This is a genomic window from Vicinamibacterales bacterium, from assembly GCA_036504215.1.
GTDB lineage: Bacteria > Acidobacteriota > Vicinamibacteria > Vicinamibacterales > Fen-181 > FEN-299.
Window position 1 is genome coordinate 1 of record DASXVO010000026.1, and the last position, 12,927, is coordinate 12,927.

Sequence of the window (12,927 nt, forward strand, 5' to 3'; positions counted from 1 at the left end):
TGGCCCCGCCCCCCCCTTTCAACCGAGTGCGACCGATCATGTCGTTGAGAGTGGCGATCGCGGCACTGCTGGTGACTGGAGCCGTGGCGGTCACGGCCCGCCCGGCGGGACCGGCTCCCGCTGCCGCGGGGCACCGGATCGAGCGGACCATCACCCGAGGGTGGACCTTCAACTACTTCGCGGGCGAGAACGGGGACGAGACGGGCTGCGAGTCGCCGGCCTTCGACGACTCGACGTGGCCCGAGGTGGCGGTGCCACACACGTGGCAGACCTACGAGACGACCGGCAAGATTCACCCTTTCATCCACGATGCCACCGAGGGCGACGATCCCTACTGGTGGCGCGGCTGGGGCTGGTACCGCAAGCACTTCTCGATCGATGCCGGACAGAGCGGGCGGAAGATCTTCGTCGAGTTCGACGGCGTCCAGAAGTACAGCCGGGTCTTCGTCAACGGGCGTTTCGCGGGCGACCACAAGGGCGGCTACAACGGCTTCGAGCTCGATGTCACCAGTCTGGTGAGGCTCGGTGGCGACAACGTGCTCGCCGTCGCGGTCAACCGCAATCTCGAGCCCGAGAGCGCCCAGCAGACCGGCCATGAGACCTGGCAGCACGACATGAACGCGCGGGAGATCGTCGCGCGCAACAAGGGAAGGTCGCCGGGCGACCGTGCCAACATCAACACCTGGCTCTACGAGGACCATGGGTGCGATCGCGAGTACGCCAACGCGCCGCTGAAGCACGTCAACCCGAAGGGGTTCGTGGACGCGTGGCGCTCGCAGTATGTCGGGCGGACGAAGGAGATTGTCGTCGATTCGAACGCGGAGACCGTCGAGTTGAAGGTCAACGGGCGCAGCGTGGGCACCAGGTCGCCCCGGTTCGAGGACGCGTACGTCGTCCGGTTCCAGGACGTGCCGATCGAGAGGGGAGTCCTCACCGCCGAGGCGAGACGGGGCGGTGAGACGATCACGTCCAACCTGGTGATGGCGGGTCCACCCGCCCGGCTGGCACTGACCGCGCGCCCGACGACCCTCGAGGCGGGCCTCGACTCGGTGGTCATCGTCCGCGCCGACATCGTGGACGCGGACGGTCACCACGTCAACGGCGCCACGCAGGCGCTCCGGTGGGCCGTCACGGGCCCGGCCACGCTCGTCGGCCCGCCCGAGTACACGACCGACACGACGAAGAACGGGGAGTTGTCGGGCACGATGTACATCGACGCGCCGGCCTTCAACGTCATCCGATCGTCGGGCAAGCCGGGCCGAATCACGGTGCGGGTCCAGTCGCCTGGCCTCACGTCGGCTGCCGTGGAGATCCTGGCGGCTCCGCCGCCGCCGGTGGCGGGCGCCTCGGTGGTCGAGCCTCCGGTGCCGGCCGGCTCCCGACGGCCGGTCGCGCGCGAGGGCGCGCCGCCCGCGGCCATCGCGGCCGTGCTCCGCCACGTACTGCTGGAGCGCTACGCGCAAGCGATGATCGAGCGGGGCGAGGCGGCCACCGACGAGATCGCCAGCGGGCGTCCGATCGTCGTGCCCGCGAACACCCGATAGGGGCGCCGGCCGGGCCGGTTCCCGCCAGTCAACGAGAGGATGCGATGCAGACAACCCGACGGCTTTCGATCGTCCCCGTGCTCTTCCTGGTCGTGCCGGTGCTCGTCCTGGCGGCGGCCGCCCGTCCCTCCGCGTCGCGGGCCCACCAGGCCGTGGCGCCGCCGGCGCGGGAGGCGGGGTTCGACGTCCGCGCGTACGGCGCGAAGGGCGACGGCAAGGCCCTGGACACCGATGCGATCAACCGTGCGATCGATGCGGCGGCGGCCGCGGGCGGCGGCACGGTACGGCTCCCGTCTGGCGCGTACCGATCGTTCTCGATTCACCTGAAGAGCCACGTCGGGCTGTTCCTCGACCAGGGGGCGACGCTCGTCGCCGCCGAGCCGAACCCGGCGGCGGGTGAGGGTTACGACGCGCCGGAACCACTCCAGTGGGACATGTACCAGGACTTCGGCCACAGTCACTGGCACAACAGCCTGATCTGGGGAGAGGGGATCGAGGACGTGTCGATCACCGGACCGGGGACGATCTGGGGCAAGGGGCTGATCCGCAACCAGAGCGAGAAATCGCCAGTGGGGACGGGCAACAAGGCCATCAGCCTGAGGAACTGCCGGAACGTCCTCATCCGCGATGTCTCCATCCTCCACGGCGGGCACTTCGGAATCCTGGCGACCGGCGTGGACAACCTCACCATCGACAACATGAAGATCGATACGAACCGGGACGGCATCGACGTGGACGCGTGCCGGAACGTCCGCCTCTCCAACCTGACGGTGAACTCGCCGTTCGACGATGGGATCTGCCTGAAGAGCAGTTACGGGCTCGGCGTCGCGCGCGCGACGGAGAACGTCACGATCACCAACTGCCAGGTGAGCGGGTACGACGAGGGCTCGCTGCTCGACGGGACCTACACGCGGAAGGTCGAGTACCGGCGCGGCCCCACCGGCCGCATCAAGTTCGGCACCGAGAGCAACGGCGGGTTCAAGAACATCACGATCTCGAACTGCGTGTTCGACTACAGCCGCGGCCTGGCGATCGAGAGCGTGGACGGCGCGATTATCGAGGACGTCGCCATCACCAACATCACGATGCGCGACATCGTCAGCGCGCCGATCTTCGTGCGCCTCGGCAGCCGCGCGCGCGGGCCGAACAACCCGCCGACCGGCGCCATCCGGCGCGTGCGCATCAGCAACGTCGTGGCGTCGAACGTCAGCGACGCGCACGGCGTCCTGGTCAGCGGTGTCCCCGGGCATCCTGTCGAGGACCTGCGCCTGAGCGACATCCGCATCGCCTACCGGGGCGGCGGGACGAAGGCCGACGCGGCGCTCGAGCCGCCCGAGAAGGAGAACGCGTACCCGGAACCCGACATGTTCGGCCGGACCCCGTCGTACGGCCTTTACGTCAGGCACGCGGTGTCGTTCGGCTTGCGCGAGGTCGAATTGAGCGTGGCCCAGCCCGACGCGAGGCCGGCGGTCCGCCTCGAGGACGTGTCCGGCGCCGACCTGGACGCGATCAAGGTCGCGCGCACACCGGGCGAACCGACGTTCGTGCTGCGCCAGGTGAAAGACTTCCTGCTGCGCAACTCCCCTGGATTCGCCGACGCGCGGCGCCCGGCGGTGGTTCGCGACGCCTTCTGATCGGGCGGAACGGGGTGGGTTTCGTCCGGCGTCAACTGCCGGGTGGCCCGAAGAACGCCGGTAGGTGTCGCTGGAGTTCCAGTACGACCTGGTCGGGCGGGCACGGCTTGACGAGCACGACGTCACACCCTGCGTCCCGTGCTCGCTTCAGGTCGCCCGGGGATCCGTAGCCGGTCAAGGCGATGACTGGCGTTGCCCGCGTGGCGGGATTCTGCCTGAGACGACGGCACACCTCGTAGCCGTCGAGATCCGGAAGGCCCATGTCGAGCAGGATGGCGTCCGGAACAGCCTCTGCAACAGCGGCAAGCGCCGCACCGGCGTCAACGGCCTCGATCCCCTGGAAGCCGGAACAACCGAGCCAGAGCAGCAGCATCTCTCTGGTATCCGCATGGTCGTCCACGACCAGGACAACGGGCGACTGGCTGGCGTTCATGTGGTGCTCCCGCACGCGGTCGAACCTCCGCCCAGCGTCTCCAGGCGCCGTCACGGCAACAGTCTACCGTCTTGCCAGGTCCGCGACGACGAGAGCCAGTTCATTCGGCGCGACCGGCTTCGACACGTGCCTCTGGAAGCCTGCCGCGACGACCCGGTCGCGGTCGCCGGACTCCGCGTACGCGGTCAGCGCGACCGCCGGGATCGACCCACCGTCTGCCGGGGCCAGCGCGCGAACTCTGCGAATCAGCGCATAGCCGTCCTCAATCGGCATGCCGATATCCGAGAGCAGCACGTCCGGGCGCCAGCCGCACACCTCTGTGAAGGCCTCTTCCGCCGACGCGACCGCGCGGACACGGGCGCCGAAGGTCGTCAGCGTCGAGGCGACCAGGTCCCTGGCGTCCGATTCGTCATCCACGACCAGCACGCGGATGCCTTCGAGGGACATCGCCAGGTTCCCGAAGTTCCCGTCCGCCAAGGCCGCCTGAACCCGCACCGGGTCCGAAGCGTGATCGGCAACCGCGCGCACCGGGAGCGCCACGCTGAACGTCGCGCCACGATTCGCGCCGGCGCTCTCGGCCGTCACCGTCCCGCCATGAAGCTCGACCATGTGTCGGACGATGGCGAGACCCAACCCGAGGCCGCCGTGCTGCCGGGTCGAGGAACTGTCCGCCTGGCGGAACCGTTCGAACAGGTGCGGCAGGAACGCCGGGTCGATTCCGCTGCCCGTATCGGAGACGGTGAGTACGAGCTGGGACGCTCTGGCGCTCGTCTGCACGTCGACGATGCCGCCCTTGCCGGTGAACTTCACCGCATTCGACAACAAGTTCCACGCGACCTGGCGGAGACGGTCCCCGTCGCCGACCATCGTCGAATTCCGGGTGAACGAGGTCCGCAGCTCGATCCGTTTCGCGTCGGCGGCGGGCCGAACCATCTCGACGGCCGAACCGACGATCGCCGCCAGATCGACCGTGGCGAGTTGGAGTACCAGCTTCCCGCTCACGATGGCCGACACGTCGAGGATGTCCTCGACCAGCCGCGTCTGAGCCTTCGCGTTGCGCATGATCGTCTCGGTCGCGCGTTTCTGCTGCGGTCCGTCGAGGTGCCCTGAATCGAGGAGTTGCGCCCATCCGAGAACGGCGTTCAGGGGCGTCCGAAGCTCGTGGGAGAGCGTGGCCAGGAACTCGTCTTTCACGCGGTTCACGCGTTCCGCCTCGGCGTGAAGCGCACGCAGTTCGTCCGTCTGTCTCAGAAGGCGCTCCGCGTGCAACTGCAGCGCATGCTCGGCCCGTCTCCACCGCCCCACCAGCCAGACGAGACCGACCGCCACGGCGGCGAACATCGCCATCGCGTTCCAGTCCTCACCGTGGGGGATGAACTCGTACCGAGGGGCGACGAACAGGTAGTTGGCGGCGAACGCCGCCACGACGGTGCCAAACACGCCCGCGCCGACACCGCAGAACCACGTCGTCACGACGACGGACGCGACGTAGATGAAGTAGGGGATCTGGTCGTGAATCAGCGGGTCGGCCAGAGCGCGCAGGAGGGTCGCCGCGGCGACGATGCCACACGCGAGTGCGTACCGGCTGAGCCATCGCGACGGCGTCCGAACCTTGAGAAGCACATTCGCGGTTTGTGGCACACGCCCTCCGGGTCCGACAGTCCAGCTCGGTAGAACCGTTCAGCTGGCGGGTTGCTGGCTTTCCAGTGTAGCTCAGGACCGAGAAGGTGCGGAGGGTGGTCCACACCGTTGATGCTCCGACAGGCCAAGGAGAGCGTCATCCTCCGCTTGGCGGACGCTCACGCCACCCTGGATCTCGGCGACAGCGTCTGGGCTCCCGTCACGGTGGTAGCCGTTGACGGTACGTGGTGTGATGAACTCGATGCCCCCAACGAAGACGACGTGATCGAGATAGGGGGTGAGGGCGCTGACGACGCGGACGAAGTCCTCGCGGCCGAAGTCGGCAGTCACGCCGGTTCTCCCGATCCGAAGGCGCCGCGAAAGGCTCGCATCCAGATCTCCTTCGCCTGTTCGGCGCCGCGGGCGGGATGTTCCGAAACGTCCAGCCAGATCTGCACGATGTCGCTCGCCAGAACGCCTTTTCGATCGACTGCTCCGCGAAAGACCGATTCCGGCCACCGGGGGATTCGCACGATGACGTGTACTGGCTCGCCGACGTTGGCCCTGACCAAGCCCATTGCTTCCAGCACAAACGGGTCTGGATGCTCCAAGTACAAGTGCTGAGGAACTCCGTGGACGTGGCCGAAGCCGAGGGCGTTGGCGGCGGAGAACAACCCCAGGCACGCCCGAGGGTGTCGCTGCTCGACTCGCTGGACGCGGTCGGGCTCATCGTGAGCGAGGCCACTCGCCTGGTAGCGTCCCAGTGCCAGGAGCAGTTGGCCCGGCTTTCCCGGGATCAGCCAGCGCATCTTCATGTCGCGCGGCGGCCTGACATAGGGGGCACGCCATCGGCGAAGGAGTTCTGGAATTCGCACGAGACGCAATGGCGCGACCTCGTCGAGCCAACCTTCCTGGTTCAGGTAGCGTACCAACCGTGAAGCGCTGGGCACCGACACGCGAGCGACGTCGGCAAGTTGCGCGGCGCCCGAAATGCTGGCTCGCTGGGCGTTCAGCAACTCGCCTGGAAGGCGAGGCGCGAGAAGCACCTTGAGCATCCACTGGTTGAGATCGGAGAACGGGTCGAACGGTTGATGCGCCAGAGCGGGGGGACCGAGCGAAGAGTGTCGATCCGGGCTCGAGTTCAGACGCTCAAGTCCCGGCCCACGCAGTTCGGCGCGGCCCTCGAGGTCCATGACTCCAACTGCGGCGTCAGGGGCCACCCGGGAGGCGTAGTCGAACAGTTCTTTGATGACGCGTTCGGGTAGTCGGGGAGCCGCCACGACCGCCAACGGGCGTGCCTCCGGTGACAACAGGGCGAGGGCCCGAGACTCGAGAACGGCGGCAGCAAGGAGAGGAAGCAGCCGGTCCCGACGCGCTTCGGCCGCGACTTTCAATTCCACCACGTATCGATGGGCGCCGCGGCGTACAACGAGGTCGGCGCCAACTCCCGGGCTTTTGCGGTGTATTCGCCACCTGGCTGCCCGGAAGAGCTCGACCAATCGCTCGAGAGCTTGCTCCTTCGCCCGGGAGGGACCGACCAGTTTTCCAGGGTTGTCTATCATGGCCATGACTCAGTGCATGGCCATGATAGCTGTCATGGCCATGACAGTCAACCTTCAAGCCCGGCCACGCCCCGCAAGTTCATCCGCCCACGGATCCTCGACGCCGCTAAGCCCTTCGATTCACAACTACGGCACAGTCCAAGCAGCGCCAGCTCCTGCAGAGTCTCGCGGAGGGCGCGGATGTTGTCGTCCGGCGTCTCGAGACGGTAGCAGCCGAGCATCTGCCGAATCGCGTCATTCATCGGACGCCTGTGGCGCAGCAAGTTCTTCGAGCACGCGGCCTTCTACGGCGGGACCGCGCTGCGCGTGTTGCGCGGCCTCGACCGCTTCTCCGAGGATCTCGACTTCTCGCTGTTGGCGCCCGACGGCGACTTCGCCCTCGCGCGATTCACCGGCCCGCTGGAAGCGGAACTCCGCGCGTTCGGGTTCGAGGTTCGCCTCGCGGAAAGAGAAGAGCGCCACGCCAGCGCCATCAAGTCGGCGTTTCTCAAGGCCGACACGCTCCGACGGTTGATCGAGATCAGGACACCGGCTGGAGTGGTTCGAACACTGCCCCGGGGCCAGGTCCTGAAGATCAGGTTGGAGATCGACACGAGCCCGCCGCCTGGCTTCGAGACCGAGGTCCGGTTCCTCCTGAATCCGATCCCGTGTCCGATGCGTGCGTTCGCGCTTCCCGACCTGTTCGCCGGCAAGATGCACGCGTTGCTCTGCCGTCGCTGGAAGGGACGCGTGAAGTGGCGCGATTGGTACGACCTGGTCTGGTTCGCAGGCCGTCACCCGGCGCTTCATCTCTCACACCTCCAGGCGAGGATGGTGCAGAGCGGCGATTGGCCGGCAGACGCCCGCCTGACGCCGGAGGCGTTCCGATCGCGGCTCGTACAGGCCATCCACTCGGTCGATCTGAACCAGGCGCGTCAGGAGGTGGCTCCGTTCGTCACCCATCCTGACGCAGTCTCCGCCTGGTCCGTTCCGTTCTTTCTCGACGTGGCGTCGCGCATCCTCATCACCGAGGGTTGACTCTTCCCTGAAACAGCTCGACGCGAAGCGTGACGCACCGTTCATGGGCGAGGCCGAGCCGAATCGCACAGAATTCGCGCCGCCGGAGAACGGCGGCCCAAGTCGCACACAAATCGCACAAATCCCCACGAACGGCGCTTCGCGCGACACAGCGGCGCCCGTCGCCGTGGTCAATGACTCTATCCAATAGAACGCTTTGGGAATGGAGCCGGCAGTCGGACTCGAACCGACGACCTGCTGATTACGAATCAGCTGCTCTACCAACTGAGCTACGCCGGCCAGGCGTGGGTCGTGCGCCACGACGCGAGCGCGTCATGACGGACAGAAAAAATAGTATAGCCCGAGCGCTGCACGTTCGCCAAGCAGATGATCCGGCGCCGCCGTCCCCCAGCCTCCGCGCCCATCCGCCTCCGCCGATCACCCGCCGAGCATCCGCCCCGCCAACCACGCGGCGCGGACGGTGTCCGCGTACGAGTTGCAACGGAACGTGTGCGTCTGCCCGGTGCGGAGGCGAACGGTGAAGTCGCGATCGGCGTCGCGGCCCTCGACAACGTGCGGCCAGCCGATGTTGAGACCCGGAGTGCCGAGATAGACAATGCGTCGGTCGGTCAGGAACAGCCGCCCACCGGCGTCGCCCGTGACATCCGGTCTCGAAGCCGTCGCAATCATGTGGCAGATGTCACCATCGACCGCGCGGTGCGTCGTCGCGACGACCGGGAGCGCGCCGCCAGCTTCGACCGATGACTTGAGCGCGGCCAGCTCGATCAAGCCCTCGACCATCTCCAGCTCGAGGTCGACATCGTCGGGAGTCAATCCCAACTCCGCCGGACGTGATCGCAGCGCCGTAAGAACGGGTGCCGCGCTGGCGGTTGCGCGCGCCGCCAGGACTTCGTCGTGGAACCGACGGACCCGCCGCTCGCGCTCGCGCGCATCGGCCCGCGCCGCCCCACCGAAGATCCTGTCGAGAACGGACATAGGAGCGCCCAAAGGAGCAGGACATTCTACTTCACAGGAGCCAGCAGCCAGGAGCCACGAGTCAGGAGTAACATCTTCAGATTCGGTACAACCCCCTTCCCTGGAGTTGACATGCTGAGACGTTGTCCGTTGCTCGTTCTTGGCGGCCTCGTGGTGATCCTGGCCGCCTCCGGCGTGTCGGTCATCGCGCAGACGCCCGCGGCGCCCAAGGCCGCTGCCCCGAAGACGGCGCAGGCACCCAAAGCGCCCGTCGCCGCCGCAAAGGACTTGCTGCCCCCGATCATCGATCGCGATCAGTTCTTCGGCGACCCCGAGATCGCCGGCGCCCAGATCTCGCCCGACGGCACGTTCATCGCTTTCATGAAGCCCTTCAAGGGCACGCGCAACCTCTGGGTGAAGCGCACCGAGGAGCCGTTCGACAAGGCCCGCCCGATCACCGCCGACACCAAGCGGCCGATCCCCGGCTACTTCTGGTCGCGCGACGCGAAGTACATCCTGTTCATCCAGGACCAGGGCGGCAACGAGAACTACAACGTCTACGCCGTCAACCCGAACGACGCGCCGGCGGCCGGCGCGGACGTGCCGACCGCACGCAACATCACCGACGCGAAGAACGTGCGGGCGCAGATCTTCGCCGTGCCGAAGAGCGATCCCGACGCCATCTACGTCGGCCTGAACGATCGCGACCCGGCATGGCACGACCTCTACAAGGTCAAGATCTCGACCGGCCAGCGCACGCTCGTCGCCAAGAACACGGAGCGGATGACCGGGGTGGTCTTCGACCTGAAAGACCAGCTCCGCCTGGTCACACGGTCCACCGAGAACGGCGACACCGAAATCCTGCGTGCCGATCCGGACAACAAGTTCTCGAAGATCTATACGTGCACGGTTTTCGAATCGTGCGGTCCGGTCCGGTTCCACAAGGACGGCCAACGCGTGTACATGGAATCGAACAAGGGCGCGGTCGATCTCGTCCGGCTCGTGCTGCTCGACGTGCAGACTGGCAAGGAAGAGCTCGTCGAAGCCGACCCGATGAACCGGGTGGACCTGGGCAGCGCGGACTTCTCCCAGAAGACGGACGAACTCATCGCGACGATCTACGTCGACGACAAGCCGCGAATCTACTGGAAGGACAAGGGCTTCGAGGCCGATTACACGCTCCTGAAGTCGAAGCTGCCGGGCAGCGAGATCGGCATGGGGTCATCCACGGCGGACGAGCGGCTCTTCATCATCAGCGCGTCGAGCGACGTGGACCCGGGTTCGACGTACTTGTTCGACCGTCAGACCAAGGCGTTGACGCTGCAGTACAAGATTCGCGAGAAGCTGCCGCGCGCCGCGCTGGCGAACATGCAGACGATGCGCTACAAGTCGTCGGACGGCCTCGAGATCCCCGCCTATCTCACGCTGCCCAAAGGCGTCCCTGCCAGGAACCTGCCGATCATCGCCTTCCCGCACGGCGGCCCATGGGGGCGCGACAATTGGGGCTACAGCAGCTTTGCGCAGTTCCTCGCGAACCGTGGCTACGCCGTGCTCCAGCCCAACTTCCGGGGCTCCACCGGCTATGGCAAGAAGTTCCTCGACGCGGGCAACAAGCAGTGGGGCGACAAGATGCAGGACGACATCACGTGGGGCGTCAAGCATCTCGTGGCCCAGGGCATCGCGGATCCGAAACGCATCGGCATCATGGGTGGCTCGTACGGCGGCTACGCGACGCTCGCAGGCGTGGCGTTCACGCCGGATGTGTACGCGGCGGCGGTCTCGATCGTCGGCCCGTCGAACCTGATCACGCTGCTCAACTCGATCCCGCCGTATTGGGAGGCGGGCCGCAAGGTGTTCTACGAGCGCATGGGCGATCCGAAGACGCCGGAGGGCAAGGCGCAGCTCGAGCGTCAGTCGCCGCTCAACTCGGCGGCGAAGATCAAGACACCGCTGATGGTCATCCAGGGTGCCAACGACCCGCGAGTGAACAAGCGCGAGTCGGATCAGATCGTGATCGCGCTGCGCGACCGCGGCTTCCCGGTCGAGTACATCGTCGCGCCGGACGAGGGCCACGGCTTCGCGCGCCCCGTGAACAACATGGCCACGTTCGCCGCCGCTGAGAGGTTCCTCTCGAAGTTCCTCGGCGGGCGCTACCAGGAGTCGATGACGCCGGAAGTGACGGCGCGCCTGAAAGAGCTGACGGTCGATCCGAAGAGCGTGGTGCTGCAGAAGCCGGTGGATGCGACCACGGTCACCACGCCGAAGCCGGCGGTGCCGCTGACGCCTGGCACGTTCAACTACAAGGCGACGATCGCGATCGGTGGCCAGTCGATGGAGATGGCCGTCACCACCGAGATCAAGGAAGAGGGCGACAATCTCGTGGCCGCGGATTCCGCGAAGACGCCGATGGGCGACGTGAGCGACCGCGTGACGCTCGACAAAAAGACGCTGGTGCTGCTGAAGCGCTCGATCTCGCAAGGGCCGGTCACGATCGACATTGCCGTGAAGGACGGCAAGGCCACGGGCGAGCTGAAGATGAGCGGGCAGACCCGGCCGATATCCGTGGACATCGGCGGAGACCTGTTCGGCGACGGTGCCGGCTCCTACCAGGTCATCGCGACGTTGCCGCTCGCGCCCGGGTACAAGACGTCGTTCCGAAACCTGGACGTGCAGACGCAGAAAGCTCAAGTCGTCCAACTCGAGGTCACCGGCAGCGAGTCGGTGACGGTGCCGGCCGGGACGTTCGACGCCTTCAAGCTCGAGTTGACCGTCGGCGACGGCGGCGGCAAGACGACGGTGTGGGTGGCGAAGGAGAGCCGGAAGGTGCCGAAGTTCGTCGGCGTCCGCCCGCAGATGCAGGGGGCGACGATCACGACGGAGCTGCAAAAGTAAGGATGAAGGATGAAGGATGAAAATCGGTCCTTCCTACTTCATCCTTCCTCCTTCCTACTTCATCCTTTCTTACTGTATCGTGCTCCGTCGCGCGTTCGCTGGGCGACGGCTTCCAGGAAGCTGTCGGCGGGCGTGCCGTCTGGTTGCACGCCGTGCTTCGCGCGGATGCGGGCCGCAATCTCCTCGGCGGTCTTCTCTCGAACCTCGAGGTCCAGGTCGAAGCGGCGGTGAAGATAGGTCTCGACGAGGAGCAGTTCATCGGAAGAAATCTCGGTGGGGCCGGAGCCGGACGTGGTACCGGCAGCGCTCGCGCCCGGCCCCACGGAGTAAGGCTTGATGTCTTCTTCGCTCTTGTCGTGAACGACCACGGTGCCGGCGACGTAGTCGCCCAAACGCCGGTGCTGGGTGCTGATCAGCATCGAGATCAGCGCGACGCCGTAGAGCCCTGGGATGCCGTCCACCGCGCGCATCAGATTCCGCGCAATGGACTCGAACGCGTTGATGGGCCGGCCGGTGTCCTTGATCACGCGGATGCCGGCGTAGCGCTTGCCCGGTGTCTGTCCCTTCCAGACGGCCTCGAAGAAGGCGAAGTAGCCCCAGTACAGGCAGAACACGCCGAAGACGACGACGGCAGGGGCGAACGAGCCGAAAACCCCACCGAGCATTCCGCCGAACAGTCCTCCTGTCACCAGCAGAGCCGCGCCCAGCACCAGCGCCAGGAACGCCAGCACTTGCAGTAGAGTATCGATGGCAATGGCCAGGAACCGGCTGCCGATGCCGGCGAGCTGCAGTTCGAGCGCAATCTGCTCGGGCGTGTCGATTTGCAACTGATCGGTCGGATGCACCTGTGATCTCCACCAGCTGGCTGGACAAACGCAAGCCCTACTGGGAACGACTCGAGACGCTGCTCGATGCGGCGGCCAAGAGCGGCCTGGCGTCGCTGACGCGCGCCGAACTCCAGGAACTCGGACTGCTGTATCGGCAGACGGCGGCGGACCTCGCAGCGATTCGCGAGGACCCGAGCTCACCCCACTTCGCGCGGTACCTCAACCAGTTGCTCGCACGGGCCCACAATACCATCTACTCGGCCCAGCGCGGGAGCCCGCTCGCCCTCGTCCACTTCTTCGTGAAGACGTATCCGCGCGTCGTGCGGGAGAACCTGGACTACGTGCTGGCCGCGATTCTGCTCTTTGCCGCCGGGGCCGTCGTCGGCGCCGTGATGACGTGGCAGGATCCGGACTTCAAGGTGAGGGTGCTCGGGCCGCAGCTCG

Annotated in this window: 11 protein-coding genes and 1 tRNA gene; 5 read left to right on the top strand and 7 right to left on the bottom strand. The window is 66.5% G+C overall.

What is annotated here, in order from left to right; genetic code table 11:
* The first annotated feature begins 38 nt into the window (after positions 1–38).
* Positions 39–1,544, top strand: a complete 1,506-nt coding sequence (locus VGK32_06195) for a DUF4982 domain-containing protein (GenBank protein HEY3381341.1) — start codon at positions 39–41, stop codon at positions 1,542–1,544.
* Between the two features lie 44 nt (positions 1,545–1,588).
* Positions 1,589–3,178: a glycoside hydrolase family 28 protein gene (locus tag VGK32_06200; GenBank protein HEY3381342.1), complete on the top strand. Its 1,590-nt coding sequence runs from the start codon at positions 1,589–1,591 to the stop codon at positions 3,176–3,178.
* Positions 3,179–3,209: 31 nt separating this feature from the next.
* Here VGK32_06200 and VGK32_06205 read toward each other — a convergent pair whose 3' ends face one another.
* The 4 genes from VGK32_06205 to VGK32_06220 form a co-directional block, all read right to left on the bottom strand.
* On the bottom strand, positions 3,210–3,611 hold the full coding sequence (locus VGK32_06205) for a response regulator (protein ID HEY3381343.1): 402 nt from the start codon (positions 3,609–3,611) through the stop codon (positions 3,210–3,212).
* Between the two features lie 63 nt (positions 3,612–3,674).
* A complete protein-coding gene (locus VGK32_06210) occupies positions 3,675–5,252 on the bottom strand; it encodes an ATP-binding protein (GenBank protein HEY3381344.1) in 1,578 nt (525 codons plus the stop codon).
* Positions 5,253–5,324: 72 nt separating this feature from the next.
* Complete coding sequence (locus VGK32_06215; protein ID HEY3381345.1) at positions 5,325–5,582, bottom strand: hypothetical protein; 258 nt, start codon at positions 5,580–5,582, stop codon at positions 5,325–5,327.
* Positions 5,579–6,631 (bottom strand): hypothetical protein, encoded by a 1,053-nt coding sequence (locus tag VGK32_06220; protein ID HEY3381346.1) that lies wholly within the window; start codon positions 6,629–6,631, stop codon positions 5,579–5,581. The genes VGK32_06215 and VGK32_06220 overlap by 4 nt, the downstream gene beginning before the upstream one ends.
* Positions 6,632–7,042: 411 nt before the next feature.
* Here VGK32_06220 and VGK32_06225 point away from each other — a divergent pair, with 411 nt between their 5' ends.
* Positions 7,043–7,810: a nucleotidyl transferase AbiEii/AbiGii toxin family protein gene (locus VGK32_06225; GenBank protein ID HEY3381347.1), complete on the top strand. Its 768-nt coding sequence runs from the start codon at positions 7,043–7,045 to the stop codon at positions 7,808–7,810.
* A gap of 203 nt (positions 7,811–8,013) precedes the next feature.
* Here the strand turns inward: VGK32_06225 and VGK32_06230 are convergent.
* Positions 8,014–8,089: transfer RNA gene (locus VGK32_06230), tRNA-Thr, on the bottom strand.
* 138 nt (positions 8,090–8,227) lie between these two features.
* Positions 8,228–8,785 (bottom strand): hypothetical protein, encoded by a 558-nt coding sequence (locus tag VGK32_06235; GenBank protein ID HEY3381348.1) that lies wholly within the window; start codon positions 8,783–8,785, stop codon positions 8,228–8,230.
* Between the two features lie 111 nt (positions 8,786–8,896).
* Here VGK32_06235 and VGK32_06240 point away from each other — a divergent pair, with 111 nt between their 5' ends.
* Entirely contained in the window at positions 8,897–11,656 is a 2,760-nt protein-coding gene (locus tag VGK32_06240) for an alpha/beta fold hydrolase (GenBank protein HEY3381349.1), read from the top strand.
* Between the two features lie 59 nt (positions 11,657–11,715).
* On the opposite strand, the gene VGK32_06245 is transcribed toward VGK32_06240, so the two are convergent.
* Positions 11,716–12,501 (bottom strand): RDD family protein, encoded by a 786-nt coding sequence (locus tag VGK32_06245; GenBank protein ID HEY3381350.1) that lies wholly within the window; start codon positions 12,499–12,501, stop codon positions 11,716–11,718.
* Positions 12,502–12,503: 2 nt separating this feature from the next.
* Here VGK32_06245 and VGK32_06250 point away from each other — a divergent pair.
* The coding region (locus VGK32_06250) for a hypothetical protein (protein HEY3381351.1) at positions 12,504–12,927 on the top strand (424 nt) is incomplete at its 3' end.

What these genes read in the sequence shown, in the direction of transcription:
- VGK32_06240 (HEY3381349.1), top strand. Translation starts at nt 8,897, where the DNA reads ATGCTGAGACGTTGTCCGTTGCTCGTTCTTGGCGGCCTCGTGGTGATC.
- VGK32_06205 (HEY3381343.1), bottom strand. Translation starts at nt 3,611, where the DNA reads ATGAACGCCAGCCAGTCGCCCGTTGTCCTGGTCGTGGACGACCATGCG.
- VGK32_06200 (HEY3381342.1), top strand. Translation starts at nt 1,589, where the DNA reads ATGCAGACAACCCGACGGCTTTCGATCGTCCCCGTGCTCTTCCTGGTC.
- VGK32_06195 (HEY3381341.1), top strand. Translation starts at nt 39, where the DNA reads ATGTCGTTGAGAGTGGCGATCGCGGCACTGCTGGTGACTGGAGCCGTG.
- VGK32_06235 (HEY3381348.1), bottom strand. Translation starts at nt 8,785, where the DNA reads ATGTCCGTTCTCGACAGGATCTTCGGTGGGGCGGCGCGGGCCGATGCG.